This is a genomic window from Amycolatopsis sp. NPDC006125, assembly GCF_040614195.1.
GTDB lineage: Bacteria > Actinomycetota > Actinomycetes > Mycobacteriales > Pseudonocardiaceae > Amycolatopsis_E > Amycolatopsis_E tucumanensis.
Map to the genome: position 1 here is coordinate 1 of NZ_JBEXTZ010000056.1, position 13,782 is coordinate 13,782.

At 70.3% G+C, this 13,782-nt stretch carries 17 protein-coding genes; 9 read left to right on the forward strand and 8 right to left on the reverse strand.

Features of this window, described 5'->3' with window-relative positions; translation table 11 throughout:
- Positions 1 to 147 precede the first annotated feature (147 nt).
- Positions 148 to 573, reverse strand: a complete 426-nt coding sequence (locus tag ABZ193_RS26025) for an ester cyclase (protein ID WP_237335902.1) — start codon at positions 571 to 573, stop codon at positions 148 to 150.
- An 87-nt stretch (positions 574 to 660) separates the two neighbouring features.
- Between ABZ193_RS26025 and ABZ193_RS26030 the strand changes: the two genes are divergently transcribed.
- Positions 661 to 1,674, forward strand: coding sequence for a LuxR C-terminal-related transcriptional regulator (locus tag ABZ193_RS26030; RefSeq protein WP_237335901.1), 1,014 nt, complete (start codon positions 661 to 663; stop codon positions 1,672 to 1,674).
- On the opposite strand, the gene ABZ193_RS26035 is transcribed toward ABZ193_RS26030, so the two are convergent.
- Positions 1,671 to 2,201, reverse strand: a complete 531-nt coding sequence (locus ABZ193_RS26035; RefSeq protein WP_020422251.1) for a DoxX family protein — start codon at positions 2,199 to 2,201, stop codon at positions 1,671 to 1,673. The two genes, ABZ193_RS26030 and ABZ193_RS26035, sit on opposite strands and share 4 nt — an antisense overlap.
- Before the next feature lie 207 nt (positions 2,202 to 2,408).
- On the opposite strand from ABZ193_RS26035, the gene ABZ193_RS26040 reads away from it, so the two are divergent.
- Entirely contained in the window at positions 2,409 to 3,605 is a 1,197-nt protein-coding gene (locus tag ABZ193_RS26040) for an ATP-binding protein (protein WP_354711805.1), read from the forward strand.
- Here the strand turns inward: ABZ193_RS26040 and ABZ193_RS26045 are convergent.
- A complete protein-coding gene (locus tag ABZ193_RS26045; RefSeq protein ID WP_237335899.1) occupies positions 3,578 to 4,039 on the reverse strand; it encodes a helix-turn-helix domain-containing protein in 462 nt (153 codons plus the stop codon). The two genes, ABZ193_RS26040 and ABZ193_RS26045, sit on opposite strands and share 28 nt — an antisense overlap.
- A 60-nt stretch (positions 4,040 to 4,099) precedes the next feature.
- On the opposite strand from ABZ193_RS26045, the gene ABZ193_RS26050 reads away from it, so the two are divergent.
- From ABZ193_RS26050 to ABZ193_RS26070, 5 genes are all read left to right on the forward strand, one after another.
- Positions 4,100 to 5,479, forward strand: a complete 1,380-nt coding sequence (locus tag ABZ193_RS26050; protein WP_237335898.1) for an MFS transporter — start codon at positions 4,100 to 4,102, stop codon at positions 5,477 to 5,479.
- Entirely contained in the window at positions 5,476 to 6,018 is a 543-nt protein-coding gene (locus tag ABZ193_RS26055; protein WP_354711806.1) for a pyridoxamine 5'-phosphate oxidase family protein, read from the forward strand. The genes ABZ193_RS26050 and ABZ193_RS26055 overlap by 4 nt, the downstream gene beginning before the upstream one ends.
- A 99-nt stretch (positions 6,019 to 6,117) precedes the next feature.
- A complete protein-coding gene (locus ABZ193_RS26060) occupies positions 6,118 to 6,267 on the forward strand; it encodes a hypothetical protein (protein WP_017985832.1) in 150 nt (49 codons plus the stop codon).
- Between the two features lie 207 nt (positions 6,268 to 6,474).
- Positions 6,475 to 7,404: a bifunctional helix-turn-helix transcriptional regulator/GNAT family N-acetyltransferase gene (locus ABZ193_RS26065; RefSeq protein ID WP_020422256.1), complete on the forward strand. Its 930-nt coding sequence runs from the start codon at positions 6,475 to 6,477 to the stop codon at positions 7,402 to 7,404.
- 4 nt (positions 7,405 to 7,408) lie between these two features.
- Positions 7,409 to 7,717: a hypothetical protein gene (locus ABZ193_RS26070; protein WP_020422257.1), complete on the forward strand. Its 309-nt coding sequence runs from the start codon at positions 7,409 to 7,411 to the stop codon at positions 7,715 to 7,717.
- Here ABZ193_RS26070 and ABZ193_RS26075 read toward each other — a convergent pair.
- The 3 genes from ABZ193_RS26075 to ABZ193_RS26085 are packed head-to-tail and all read right to left on the reverse strand — an operon-like array spanning position 7,705 to position 10,240.
- Positions 7,705 to 8,274, reverse strand: a complete 570-nt coding sequence (locus tag ABZ193_RS26075; RefSeq protein ID WP_020422258.1) for a peroxidase-related enzyme — start codon at positions 8,272 to 8,274, stop codon at positions 7,705 to 7,707. The genes ABZ193_RS26070 and ABZ193_RS26075 overlap by 13 nt on opposite strands.
- Before the next feature lie 11 nt (positions 8,275 to 8,285).
- Complete coding sequence (gene mctP, locus ABZ193_RS26080; RefSeq protein ID WP_237335896.1) at positions 8,286 to 9,965, reverse strand: monocarboxylate uptake permease MctP; 1,680 nt, start codon at positions 9,963 to 9,965, stop codon at positions 8,286 to 8,288.
- Positions 9,965 to 10,240 (reverse strand): DUF3311 domain-containing protein, encoded by a 276-nt coding sequence (locus ABZ193_RS26085; protein ID WP_020422260.1) that lies wholly within the window; start codon positions 10,238 to 10,240, stop codon positions 9,965 to 9,967. Before ABZ193_RS26085 ends, mctP begins: the two co-directional genes overlap by 1 nt.
- A gap of 192 nt (positions 10,241 to 10,432) precedes the next feature.
- Here ABZ193_RS26085 and ABZ193_RS26090 point away from each other — a divergent pair, with 192 nt between their 5' ends.
- A complete protein-coding gene (locus tag ABZ193_RS26090) occupies positions 10,433 to 12,025 on the forward strand; it encodes an alpha/beta hydrolase (RefSeq protein WP_237335895.1) in 1,593 nt (530 codons plus the stop codon).
- Here the strand turns inward: ABZ193_RS26090 and ABZ193_RS26095 are convergent.
- Positions 12,022 to 12,168 carry a hypothetical protein gene (locus tag ABZ193_RS26095; protein WP_020422262.1) on the reverse strand — a complete coding sequence of 49 codons (147 nt, stop codon included), beginning with the start codon at positions 12,166 to 12,168 and terminating at the stop codon, positions 12,022 to 12,024. The genes ABZ193_RS26090 and ABZ193_RS26095 overlap by 4 nt on opposite strands.
- A 155-nt stretch (positions 12,169 to 12,323) precedes the next feature.
- Between ABZ193_RS26095 and ABZ193_RS26100 the strand changes: the two genes are divergently transcribed.
- Positions 12,324 to 12,578, forward strand: a complete 255-nt coding sequence (locus tag ABZ193_RS26100) for a helix-turn-helix transcriptional regulator (protein WP_020422263.1) — start codon at positions 12,324 to 12,326, stop codon at positions 12,576 to 12,578.
- Positions 12,579 to 12,847: 269 nt separating this feature from the next.
- On the opposite strand, the gene ABZ193_RS26105 is transcribed toward ABZ193_RS26100, so the two are convergent.
- Positions 12,848 to 13,711, reverse strand: coding sequence for an LLM class F420-dependent oxidoreductase (locus ABZ193_RS26105; protein WP_354711809.1), 864 nt, complete (start codon positions 13,709 to 13,711; stop codon positions 12,848 to 12,850).
- Positions 13,712 to 13,782: the final 71 nt, after the last annotated feature.

Sequence of the window (13,782 nt, forward strand, 5' to 3'; positions counted from 1 at the left end):
GTGCCGGTTGCTGTGGGCCAGCAGCCGGCACCGCCGCGGGTTCTGAGTTGGCTCAGCCGCGCGGAGCGCGTCGGTTGAGGGTGGTGGGCGACGGGCGGGCGTCCTCTCACGAGGTCCCGCCACCCGCACCGCAACGCAGGCCGATTGTCATGGCACGAGCCCGAGCTGCTGGAGCAGGCCGAGCTGGTCGAGCCTGCCCCAGCGCTCGACGATGCGATCGCCCTGCACGCGGAAGACGTTGATCCCGCGCAGGGTGATCGTGCGGCCGGTGCCCGGCACGCCCATCAGCTTGCCCTGGTGGGTGCCGCGGGCGGTGAACACCTCCACGACGATGTCGTCTTCGGCGACGAGCCGCTCGACTTCGCTGCGCCAGTCGGGCATGGCCTGGCGCATCGTCGCGGCGGCCTGGCGCATGCCGTCGGGCCCGTCCGGGATGCCCGGGAACGGCGGGTCGTGGTTGACGAACGCGGGGTCGAGGTAGCGGTCGACGGCGCCGAGGTCGCCCTTGGTGAACAGGTCCTGGATGAAGTCCTCGACGAGTTGCTTGTTGCTGCTGAGCTGGTCAGTGGTCATGCGGTGATGCTGCGGCGGCGATGACCCCGGGACCATCCCACGCGTCTGGGATTTCCGCGGGGCACGGCGGGGGCGCACACTGGGCACATGCGGCGATCGCCCAGTGCGGTCCGCGCCGAGCACGACGTGATCCGCCTGTCGCACAGCGGCCTGGACACCACCGGCGTCCGGCGGGAGGTGCTGCGGGCCCTGCGCCGCGTGGTGCCCTCGGACGCGACGTTCTTCGCGACCGCCGATCCCGAGACGCTGCTGTTCACCGGCGCCTGGCCGGACCCGCCGCTGGACACCGCGGCGCCGTTGTTCCTGGACAACGAGTTCGGCGGCGGCGACGTGAACACCTTCGCCGGGCTGGTCACCTCCGGCAGGCCGGTCGCCACCCTGGACGGCGCCACCGGGCGGGACCGCTGGGCCAGCGAGCGCTACCGCGAGATCATGCGCCCGCTCGGGCTCGGCGACGAGATGCGTGCGGCGCTCGTGACCGGCGGCCGCTGCTGGGGCTACCTCTGCCTGCACCGCGAGGACGGCCTGCTCGGCTTCACCGCGACCGAGAAGACCGCGCTCGCCCGTCTCGCCCCTCATCTCGCGCACGCCATCCGCACCGCGGCTCTCGTGGACGGCCCGGCCGCCGCGGACCACCGGCCGGGAGTGGTGCTGCTGACCGACGACCTTCGGCTCGTCTCGCTCACCCCCGACGCCGAGCACCTGTTGTCCCTGCTCCCGCCAGGCGTTCCGCTGCCCCTGCCGGTGTACGCGGTCGCCGCCGCGCTGCGGTCCGGTAGTGCCGTGCCGAGTGTCCGGGTGCGTGGCGCCGACGGCTCGTGGCTCACGCTGCACGCCTCGCGGCTCACCGGCACCCGGCAGCTGGCCGTCGTGGTCGAACCGGCCGACGCGCGCGCGGCGGCTCCGCTGGTGCTGGCCGCGCACGGGCTGACCACGCGCGAGGCCGACGTCGCCACGCTCGTCCTGCGTGGCCTGCCGACCCGCGCGATCAGCGACCGGCTGCACATCTCCGCGCACACCGTGCAAGACCACCTCAAGGCCGTGTTCGACAAGGTCGGCGTGCGCAGCCGCCGGGACCTGGTGATCCGCCTGCTCGGTTAGACCGGCAGGACGTCGCGGGCGGACGCGGCCGTCGACTGGATCTGCTTCGACGCCTTGTGCGCCTGCTTGCTCGCCCTCTCGGTCGCCTTGTGGGCCTGCTTGCTCGCCTTGTCGGCGGCGCGGCGGGCGCGCCAGCCCAGCGACGGCTTGCCCTCGGTGTCGGCGGCCGCGATCAGCAGGCCACCGGCCAGTCCGGCGTTCTTGAGCAGGTGGATCAGCTGGTCCTGCTTCTGCTGCGGGTCCTTGGCCTCCCAGAACGGGTGGCCGGCGACGGTCGTCGGCACCAGGCTGCCGACCAGCGCCAGCGCGGACAGCCGCGGGAACTTGCCGAGCGCGAACAGGGTCCCGGCCGCGATCTTCACCCCCGCGTCGATCTTGACCAGGCTCACCGGGTCGGTCGGGAGCGCGTCGGGCAGCTTGTCCTGCTGCTCGCCGACCTTGTCGAGCACGGGTTTGGCCGCCTCCGCGTGCCCCTCGGCCTGCTTCAGGGCGTTGATGCCGCCGTAGATGAAGATGCTCGCCAGCATGGGGCGGGCCAGTCGACGCAAGATCACGATCCTCGCCTTCCTCGGATGCGACATGTCACGTCGAGGATCTACCCATTCCCGCGTCTCTTCATCCCTAACGTTTTCTAGTTCGCACGCTAGTTATCCCTATAAAAAGGTAGCGACACGCCGGTAGCGGAATCTCCGCAAATATCGGGGTCGCACTAGACGCGCCGATACGTTGGCAGAGTGGACCCGATCCGCAACCCGTTCGCGCCGGGCGCGGGACAGCGGCCGCCGGAGCTGGCGGGCCGTGAACGCGAGCTGACCGCGTTCGAGGTGGTGCTGCAGCGGGTCGCCCGTGGCCGTCCGGAACGCAGTCTCGTGCTGACCGGCCTGCGGGGCGTCGGCAAGACCGTGCTGCTCGGCGAGCTGCGGTCGATGGCCGTGAAGCACAAGTGGGGCGCGGGCAAGATCGAGGCGCGCCCGGACGCGGAGCTGCGGCGGCCGCTGTCGGCGGCGCTGCACCGCGCGATCCGCGACCTGGCGGTGCGGCACCGGGCGCCGGACCGGGTCGAAGAGGTCCTCGCCGTGCTGAAGGCGTTCGCCCTGCGGTCGAACAAGGCGGACGCGAAGCTGCGGGACCGGTGGCAGCCGGGCATCGACGTGCCCGCCGCGCAGGGCCGCGCCGACTCCGGTGACATCGAGATCGACCTGGTCGAGCTGTTCACCGACGTCGCCGAGCTGGCCGCGGACGTCGGCACCGGCGTGGCGCTGCTGATCGACGAGATCCAGGACCTGCAGCCGGACGATGTGTCGGCGTTGTGCGCGGCGTGCCACGAGCTGTCCCAGTCGGGCGCGCCGCTGGTGGTGGTCGGGGCGGGGCTGCCGCACGTGCCCGCGGTGCTGTCGGCGTCGAAGTCCTACTCGGAGCGGCTGTTCCGGTACGTGCGCATCGACCGGCTGAACCGGGAAGAGGCCGACCGGGCCGTGCTGGCGCCGATCGAGCGGGAGGACGCCGGCATCGAGCCCGAGGCGCTGGACGCGTTGTTCGACGCCTCCGGCGGATACCCGTACTTCATCCAGGCCTACGCGAAAGCGGCCTGGGACGCGGCGCCGGACGACCCGATCACGGTGCAGGACGTGCAGGTCGCCGCGCCGGAGGCCGAGCAGGAACTGGCGGTCGGCTTCTTCGGCTCCCGCTACGAACGCGCCACGCCCGCCGAGCGCGAGTACCTGCGGGCGATGGCGGAGCTGACCCAGGGCCGGGACGAGAGCGCAGGCACCTCCGACGTGGCGGTCTACCTTGGCCGCAAGCCCTCGTCACTGTCCCCGGCGCGGGACTCGCTGATGAAGAAGGGGCTGGTGTACTCCGCGGAGCGCGGGCACATCGCCTTCACCGTGCCGCACTTCGGGCACTACCTGCTCAGCCGCGCCGTGGACTGAAGCAGTTCCCGCTCCTCCTCGGCGACCCGCCGGTCGTAGGCCTCGTGCGCCGCGGCGATCTCCCGCTGGTGCTCCTCGGTCCACGTCACCAGCGACTTGATGACCTGGTGCAGCGAAATGCCCAGCGGGGTCAGCTCGTAGTCGACGCGCGGCGGCACCACCGGGTAGACCGTCCGGCTGATGATCCCGTCCCGCTCCAGGTGCCGCAGCGTCACGGTGAGCATCCGCTGGCTGACCCCGTCGATCGCCCGCCGCAGCTCGGAGAACCGCATCGTCCGGCGGTCGAGCAGCGCGATCACGAGCAGGGACCACTTGTCCGCGATCCGGTCGAGGATGCGCCGGACGTCGCAGTCCGCGCGGGTGTCCCACTGGATGACCTCGTCGTCCTCGGTTCCCGTGCAGTAACCGAGTGCCTTTGAAGTGCCGTCTTCCACAGTTGTCCATGGTCACACAAGATTCGTCTGTTACCAATCGAAACCTTGGGAGCGGATCTCGTGTCCACCACCGCCGGAGCGCCACCGCGCTTCACTCCACGAACCTGGGGAACGCTGTTCGTCCTGTGCGGCGCGATCTTCCTGGAGGGCATCGACGTCGCGATGCTGAACGTCGCGCTGCCCGCCATCCGCGCCGATCTCGGCCTGTCCACCGGCGAGCTGCAGTGGGTGGTCAGCGCCTACGTGCTCGGCTACGGCGGGTTCATGCTCGCCGGCGGCCGGGCCGCGGACCTGTTCGGCAGGCGCCGGATGTTCCTGGTCTGGCTCGCCGTGTTCCTGGTCGTCTCCGCCGTCGGCGGGCTCGCCGGGGAGGGCTGGCTGCTCATCGTCGCGCGGTTCGTCGCGGGTGTCGCCGCCGCGGTGATGACCCCGGCCGGACTGTCGATCATCACCACCGGCTTCGAGGAGGGCCCGCAGCGCAACCGGGCGCTGCTGGTCTACTCCGGGACGGCCGCGGGCGGTTTCTCGCTCGGCCTGGTGCTCGGCGGGCTGCTCAGTGCCGTGAACTGGCGGCTGGTGCTGTTCGTGCCCGCCGCCCTCGCGCTGGTCATCCTGCTGCTGGGGGCCGCGTTGATTCCCGCCACTCCCCAGGAGCGCACCCGGGACCGGCGGGTCGACGTGCTCGGCGCGGTGACCGTCACGGCCGCCATCGTGCTGCTGGTGCTGGGTGTCGAGCGCTCGGCGCACTCCGCCGCGGGCTGGACCACCGCGACCATCGCCGCCGGGCTCGTGCTCGCGGCCCTGTTCGTCCTGGTCGAGCGCCGGTCCGCGGCGCCGCTGATCCGGCTGGGGCTGCTCCGGTCCGGGGCGCTGGTGCGCGCGAACCTGGCGGGTCTGCTGTTCGCCGCGGCCTTCTTCGGGTTCCAGTTCATCGCCGTGCTGTACCTGCAGGAGCTGCGTGGGTGGAGTGCGCTGGAGACCAGCCTCGCGATGCTGGCGATCGGCGCGGACGCCGTGCTCGCGCCGACCCTGACCCCGCGCTTGGTCGAGCGGTTCGGCAACGCGAAGGTCATCGTGGCCGGTCTCGTGCTCGCCGTGGTGTCCTACGCCCTGTTCCTGCCGATCTCCACGGACACCGTCTACCTGGCGATGTTCCCGACGATGATCGTGCTCGGGGTGGCGTTCGCGCTCGCCTACGGCCCGCTGACGATCGTCGCCACCGACGGGGTCGCCGAGCACGAGCAGGGGCTGGCCGGCGGGCTGCTGTACACCGCCTTCCAGTTCGGCGCCGCGCTCGGGCTCGCGGCGTGCACGGCGGTGCTCACCGGGGCGAGCGGCGGGGTCGACGGCTACCGGTCCGCGCTGGTGGTGCCGATCGCGGCCGCCGCGGTGGCCGCCGTGATCAGCGCGTCCGGGTTGCGGAAGCGGGTGGCCCGATGAGCCGCGTCGTCGCCTCCTTCGCCGAGCTCGAAGCCGAGTTCAACGCCTACGTCGGGTCGATCGGGTACGCCACGATGGTCACGGTCGACTCCCGGAACCGGCCTCGCACGCGGATCCTCATCCCGGTCTGGGAGAACGTGGACGGGCAGCCGCGCGGGTGGCTGGCGACCTACCGGACGCCGGTCAAGGCCGCGCACCTGGCCCGCAACCCGCACACCTCGTTCTCGTACTGGAAGCCGGGGAACAACTCGGTCGCCGTCGAGGCGGTCGCCGAGTGGGTCGACGACGTGGACGTGAAGTCGCACGTGTGGCGGCTCTACCGCAACACCAGCCCGCGGGGCGCCGGGTACGACCTCGGCGCGTTCTGGCGGTCGCCGTCGGACCCGAAGCTGCACGTGCTCCGGCTCGAGCCGTGGCGGATCCAGGTCATCCGCAGCGCCGATCTGCGTAGTCGCATCTGGCGGTCTCTACCGCTTTCTAGCGATCAAGCTAGAAATGGCGATCTTCCGCAAGATCGAGCTGTTGCCGATGATTCGTAGGCAAGTGCCCTAGGTCACCGGATAATCGTTGGCGACCTTGTGAAAAAAGGTGCATACTGGAAGCACAGCCACCGAGATGCACGAGGGATGCGAACACCGATGAGCAACATCGCCGCCAAGCTCCGAGCCCGCCGCGCCGAGGCGCGCACCCGCCGGGCGCTGAGCCGCGCGATCGACACCGCCGGTTCCGTGACGGTCCGCCAGGAGCTGATCGCCATCGCCCAGGCGCGTCAGTCCAACTTGCGCTGACGCGTGAGCTAGGCCACAAATAGATCAGGTTGTAACGCCACCAGGGGAAGTGGCGATACCCCAGATGACCCCGTGATGCTGGCGGACCCCCGACCTGGCAGCATCACGGGGTTTCCAATTTCCGGGCTCCCACCTCGAAAAACCACTTGCGGCCCACCTCCACCCGAGTACTGTTTGACTCAGTCAACGAGTTTCTTGAGGTGGTCAATGAACAGCCCGCCACTGCTCGACCGCATCACCCAGGTCCGCGCCTTCAACCGGCTCTACACCGGCCTCATCGGGGTCCTCGAAGAAGGCCTCGTCGGCAGCGACTACTCCCTCGGCGAGGCCCGCGTGCTCTACGAGCTCGCGCAGGAGGGCGTCACCGAGGTCGCCGAGCTGCGGCGCCGCCTCGATCTGGACCCCGGGTACGCCAGCCGCCTGCTCGGACGTCTGGAAAGCCGCGGCCTGCTGGTCCGTGAGCGCCACGAGACCGACGGCCGCCGCCAGCTCGTCCGGCTCACCGAAGCCGGCCGCGCCGAGCAGCAGGTCCTCGAGGACCGCACCATCGAACAGATCGGCAAGCTGCTCAGCCGCCTCACCGACGACGACCAGCACCGCCTGGTCACGTCGATGCGCACCATCCGCCACCTCGTCGGCGAGCGCGAACCCGCCCCGGCACTCGTGCTGCGCCCGCCCCGGCCCGGCGACTTCGGCTGGGTCGTGCAGCGCAACGGCGCGGTCTACGCACAGGAGTACGGCTGGGACGCCACCTACGAAGCCCTCGTCGCCCGGATCATCGCCGACTACGTCGAGCACTACGACCCGGCGCGCGAGGCCGGGTGGATCGCCGAGCTGGGCGGGGAGCGCGTCGGCTCCGTGTTCTGCGTCCGCGGCTCGGACGACAAGACCGCGAAACTGCGCCTGCTGCTCGTCGAACCGCACGCCCGCGGCCGCGGCGTCGGCAAGCGCCTGGTGGACGAGTGCCTGGCCTTCGCGCGGGCGCACGGCTACACCGCGATGGAGCTGTGGACCAACAGCGTCCTGGCCGCCGCGCGGCACATCTACCGGCGGGCGGGGTTCGAACTCGTCGACTCGCAACCCCACCACAGCTTCGGGCACGACCTCGTCGGCGAGACCTGGCGGCGGGAGTTGTGACCACGTGTTCGTCGTCTACTGCGAAACCTGCGACACCCGGACCCTGATGGGCATCGACGAGGTGGAGTGGGTGCACAACCTGACGCCCGGCGTCATCTCGGTGACCACGGCCTGCCCGCGCGGGCACCCGACCGTCGTCCTCACCGGCGACAAGTTCCGCCCGAAGGCCGACCCGCGCGTGCCGGACCGCATCCCGCCGCTGTGGGTGCGCGCCTACCGGCACCCGGCGAAGTGGTGGGCCCGGCTGCTCGGCCGCCTGCTCCGCAAGTACGAGATCCAGCGCGACCTGCACGAGTCGCTCTACCGCTTCTGATCGCGGCCCATCGCGTAGAACTCGGGGTTCGGCCGCAACGCGGTCAGGTGCGCCAGCCGGTTGGACATCGCGAACAACGCGGTGATCGCGCCGACGTCCCAGATCTCGTCCTCGGTCAGCCCGGCCTTGCGGGCTGCCTCGATGTCGGCCTCCCCGAACAGTTCCGGCTTGCGGGCCAGCGCGAGCGCCAGGTCGACGATCGCGCGGCCCCGCTCGTCCAGCTCGACCTGCCACGGGTTGGTGGCGACCCGGTCGGCCAGCTGCGGGTCCTTCGCGCGGATCCGCAGTATCGCGCCGTGGGCGACCACGCAGTAGGTGCAGTGGTTCGCCCCCGACGTCGCCACCACGACCAGCTCCCGCTCGGCCTTGCTCAGGCCGTCGGTGCGTTCCATGAGCGCGTCGTGGTAGTCGAGGAAGGCACGCAGTTCAGCCGGCCGGTGCCCCAGCGCGCGGAAGACGTTCGGCACGAACCCCGACTTCTCCGCGATCACGCCGATGCGCTCCCGCAGGTCCTCGGGCAGGTCTTCCAGCTCCGTGACACCGAACCGGCTGTCCACGTTCTTCCTCCCTAGTGCGCCGCGCCGATGGGGCGTAGATCCTTGTCGTGCTCGTCGGCGTGGTAGTCGGTGCCCTCGGTGTCGTCGGTGCCGTTGAAGATCTTCAGGCTCCGGGCGATCACCGTGACGATCACGGCCACCACGAGGTTCGCGATCAGCGCCACGAACCCGGGGTAGATCTGGACCATCGAGCCCGAGAACGGGTGCCAGCCGAAGATCGACAGCTTGTCCAGCGCGAGCGCGGAACCGCCGAAGTGCGCCTTGCCCGTCTTCGGGTTCGGGATGCCGTAGAGCATGATGATGCCCCACACCATGCCGACGATCCAGCCGGCGATCAGGCCCCACCGGTGCAGCCACCGCGTGTACAGCGCGATCGCCACCGCGGGCAGGGTCTGCAGGATCAGCACACCGCCGATGAGCTGCAGGTCGATCGAGAACTGCGGGTCGATGAACAGGATGAACGCGACCGCGCCGAACTTCACGACCAGCGACGCCAGCTTGGCCTGCTTGGCCTCCTGCGCCGGCGTGGCGTCCCGCTTCAGGTACTCCTTGTAGATGTTGCGGGTCCACAGGTTCGCCGCGGCGATGGACATGATCGCCGCGGGCACCAGCGCGCCGATGCCGATCGCGGCGAACGCCACGCCCGCGAACCACGACGGGAACTGCGTGTCGAACAGCACCGGCACCACGGTGTTGGAGTCGGCGTTGCCGGTGGCCGCGTTGGTGATCGGCTTGACGCCCGCGGTCAGCGCGACGTAGCCGAGCAGCGCGAGCAGGCCCAGCAGCAGCGAGTACGCGGGCAGCGCGATCATGTTCCGCTTGATCACGCTGCGGCCGCGCGAGGCGAGCACGCCGGTGAGCGAGTGCGGGTACAGGAACAGCGCCAGCGCCGAACCCAGCGCCAGGGTGATGTACTGCAGCTGGTTGTTCGCGGTCAGCAGGATCGAGCCCGACGGGTTGCCCGTCTTCGGGTCCGGCGTCTGCAGCTTCTGCTGGCTCACGTCGAAGATGTGCGACCAGCCGCCGAGCTTGGACGGCAGGTAGAACACCGCGACCAGGATGACGATGTAGATCAGGCCGTCCTTGACGAACGCGATCAGCGCGGGCGCGCGCAGGCCCGACTGGTAGGTGTAGAGCGCGAGCACCAGGAACGCGATCAGCAGCGGCAGGTGACCGGCGATGCCGCCGCCGTTGAGGCCCATCGTCCGCAGCACCGCTTCCAGGCCGACCAGCTGCAGCGCGATGTACGGCATGGTCGCGACGATGCCGGTGATCGCGATCAGCAGCGCCAGCGTCGGCGAGCCGTAGCGGCCGCGCACGAAGTCGGCCGGCGTCACGTAGCCGCGCGAGCGGGACACCGACCACATCCGCAGCGCGGGCAGGAAGACGATCGGGTACAGGATCACCGTGTAGGGCAGGGCGTAGAAGCCCAGCGCGCCGGCGCCGAACACCAGCGCGGGCACGGCGACGAACGTGTAGGCGGTGTAGAGGTCACCGCCGACGAGGAACCAGGTGATCCACGAGCCGAACTTGCGGCCGCCGAGGCCCCACTCGTCGAGGTGGTCCAGCGAGGCCGCCGCGCGCCACCGGGACGCGACGAAGCCCATCACGCTGACCACCAGGAACAGCAGGACGAAAACGCTCAGCTCCACCCACTGCAGCCCGCTGCCGGGCGCCTGCGCCAGTGCCATCACTTCTCACCCTCGTCCAGCTCTTCGGCCGCGAGCCGGTCCGGCTTGCCCGTCACGACCGGCTTCCCCTTGGTCATCACGTAGACGATCGCCACGGATACGACACCGACGAACACGAAGAGGAACTGGTACCAGTAGAAGAACGGCAGTCCCAGCAACCGCGGCTTGTCGAAGTTGAACCACGGCGTGACGAGCATCAGCAGTGGTAACAGCAGGATCAGGTTCCACGGGCTGATCTGGAGCCCGGTGACCTTCCCGGCGGCTTTGCCAGACATGTGACCTCACTTGGACGGGGAATGGCCGCGTTGACCTTAAGTCCTGACCTCCCCGCCGTCACGCGTGCCCGAGTATCGATTTGATCAGCGCAACACCCGACGAACGCAGGTTGCCCGGCCCCGGCCCGGCCGATATGAATAGGCGCGCCGCGGGGTATGCGCGCGGCTGCGGCTAGTGACGAAGGGGCGAGCATGACACGGACGCGCTGGGCGGTGGTGATCCCGGCTCTGGCCGGCACCCTGCTGGCGGCGGGCACACCAGCGATCGCGGCGCCGGCCGGGCCCGCACTGAACTCGGCCGGCATCCCGGATCGCTACGCCCTCCAGACGTTGAACTGGCACACCTGCACGCCCGACGAGCTGTCGGGGCAGACCCCGCCTCCCGGCGCCGAGGGCATTGAGTGCGCCACCTACCTCTCGCCGCGGGACTGGTCGGCGCCGAACCAGGGCATCGACGTGACGATCGCGGTCAGCAGGCTCAAGGCGACCGGCGAGGCGACGGAGAGCACGTTCGTCAACCCGGGCGGCCCGGGCGCTCCCGGCCGGATGTTCCCGGCGCGGCTGCGCAACCAGACGCGGGTGCGTGAGCACCAGGACATCATCGGGTTCGACCCGCGCGGCACCGGCAAGAGCACGAACATCACCTGCGGCGGCGCGATCGGCACCGGCAGCGACCTCGACCCGCGGGACCGCAGCCGGGAGAACCTGAAGCTGATCCTGGATGCCACCGAGTACGCGGCCGACTCGTGCCAGGTGAAGTCCGGCGACCTCGGGCCGTTCATCAACACCCGGCAGACGATCAACGACCTCGACCTGCTGCGCGTGCTGCTGAAGCGGCAGAAGATCAACTGGGTCGGCTACTCGGCGGGCACCTGGATGGGCGCGCACTACGCGCAGGCCTTCCCGGACCGCACCGGCAAGTTCGTGCTCGACTCGAACACCGAGTTCACCACGACGTGGCAGAAGTCGTTCGACTGGCAGCCGCTGGGCTTCGAGCGGCGCTGGCGGGAGGACTTCCTGCCGTGGATGGCGAAATACGACAGCCTGTACCACTTCGGCACGACCGCGGAGATGACCCGGCAGACCTACGAGCAGGTGCGCTACGCCCTCACGCAGAACCCGGTCGAGGTCGACGGGACGAAGCTGTCGGCCAACGCGCTGGACTCGTTCATCGCCTCCGAGCTGTACAACAAGCGGTACTTCCCGGAGCTGGCGGACTACCTGGTCAACGTGCGGAACCTGACGCAGGGGACGGCGTCGGCCCAGCAGCAGACCGCGTTGCTGGACCAGGTGAAGGCGGTGACCGACGCGGTCGGCCCGCAGCCGCTGGTGGTGCCCACCGACTACGACGACGCCTACGACGCGAGCTTCTGGACGATCCCGTGCAACGAGGGTCCGTGGTTCGGCAACCGGAACACGGCGGTGCGGCAGTCGGCGCAGCTGGGGCCGCAGTACCCGCTGCTGGGCTGGGGGTGGCTGATCCAGCCGTGCATCTTCTGGAACAACAAGCCGGAGCCGCTTCCGGTCCTGGACGGGCGGGGCGTCCCGCCGGTGCTGATGGTGCAGTCGACGCACGACCCGGCGACGCCGATCGAGGGCGCCGAGCGCGCGCACCGCGCGTTCAAGGGCTCGCGGATGATCACCGTGACCGGCGAGGGTGACCACGGGATCTACGCCGGGGGCAACGCGGCGGTGGACAAGGTTGTGGAGGACTTCCTCGTGGACGGGGTGGTGCCGCGGGACCAGACGCTGCCTGGTATGCCGCTGCCCGACCCGACCGCCTAGTTCTCGGTCTTCAGGACCCCGCCGGGCTCGTTCTCGGCGGGGTTCTTCAGTTCTTCCTTCAGTTCGCGGAACCGGCCCGTGCAGGTGCACAACACCAGGTAGACCAGGGTCAACACGAACATCAGTCCGCCGGCCAGCAACATGGCGGCCTCCTCTCCGACTGGTATGAGTGAGACGTGCGACACAGCAGAAGAGTTGCCGTTCCGGCGGTTTTCACGCCCCCTTTCTTCTGGTAGTCCCCAGCCTGTGCACAGAGTTGTCCACAGGCTGGGGACAGGTGGGCGGATAGACTGTGGACATGGTGCGAGTCCCGCTGACCGAAGCCGAACGCGAACGCGGCGAGCGTCTCGGTGCCGCACTGCGAGCCGCGCGGGGTTCCCGCAGCATGGCCGAGGTGGCGCTGGAGGCCGGCGTCTCGGTCGAGACGCTGCGCAAGATCGAGACCGGCCGCATCCCGACGCCTGCGTTCTTCACGGTGGTCGCACTCGCGGACGCGGTCGGCCTCCCACTGGACGCCCTGCGCGACGCGATCACCGGCGTACCGACCGGCTGACGGCGAACTCGCGCACCGGAACGTGGAACTCACGGCGCCGAGGGTGGAACTCGCGGCACTTGGCGCAGAACTCACGCCACCCAGCGCGGGACTCGCGCGGCGGAGCGTGGAACTCGCGGCGCTGAACGTGGAACTCGCGGCGCGGAGCACGGACTTGCGACCCTGAGCGCGGAATCACCCGCCCGGCGCCAGCGTGCGGCTCGCGCGGCGGAGCGCGGAACTCGCGGCGCCGAGCGTGGGACTCGCGGCGCGGAGCGTGGGGCTCGCGGCTACTTCAGCTGCTCCAGCACCGGGGCGAACGCGTCCAGGCTGCGTTCCAGCACCGACACGTAGGTGATCCCGAACTGCTCCCGCATGCGCTCGATCTGCGCGACGATCTCCGGCACCGAACCGACCAGCAGCGTCGGCAGCTCGCCGATCGCGTCGACGCTCATCTCCGGCGCGAACCGCTGGAGGTCGGCCAGTGCGGCGCGGCGGTCGTCGGTCACCACGACCAGTTGCACCAGGACGTTGATCTCCGCCGTGCGGTCGCCCAGCCGTGACCGCACGAACGACACCCGCTCGGCGAACGCGTCCGCGCCGGCCAGGCCGACCAGTCCGCCGCCCTTCGCCGTCGGCGCGCCGGTCAGCGCGATCGTGTCCGCGTACTCCGCGGCCAGCGCCAGCATCCGGTCGCCCCAGCCGCCCAGCATCAGCGGCGGCCCGCCGTCCTGCGCCGGGCGCGGCTGGTGCTCGGGGTCGGCGAACAGCTTGCGCAGCTCCACGACCGTCCGTTCGACGTGGTCGACCCGGCGCCCCGGCCACGGCAGCCCGGCCGCCTCGAACTCCTCGCGCACGTACCCCGCGCCGAGACCCAGCTCCAGCCGCCCGCCGCTGTACTGGTCGGTCGTCGCGACGTCCCGCGCCAGCACGGCGGGGTGGTAGAAGGGCGCGTTGAGCACGAACGTGCCCAGCCGCACCGTCGACGTGGCCTCCGCGGCGAGCACCAGCGCCGGGAACGGCGCCGGCATCCCCAGGTGATCGGCCACGGTCACGACGTCGAAGCCCAGCTCCTCCGCCCGCCGCACCTTGTCCACGAACTCCGCCCGCGATCCGGGCTCCATCATGTTCACACCGAAGCGCATCCCCAGCATGTTCCGACCATAGAGCCGAAAACGACGAAACGGCCACCCCCGGCCGGAACCGGGGATGGCCGTTCGCGCGG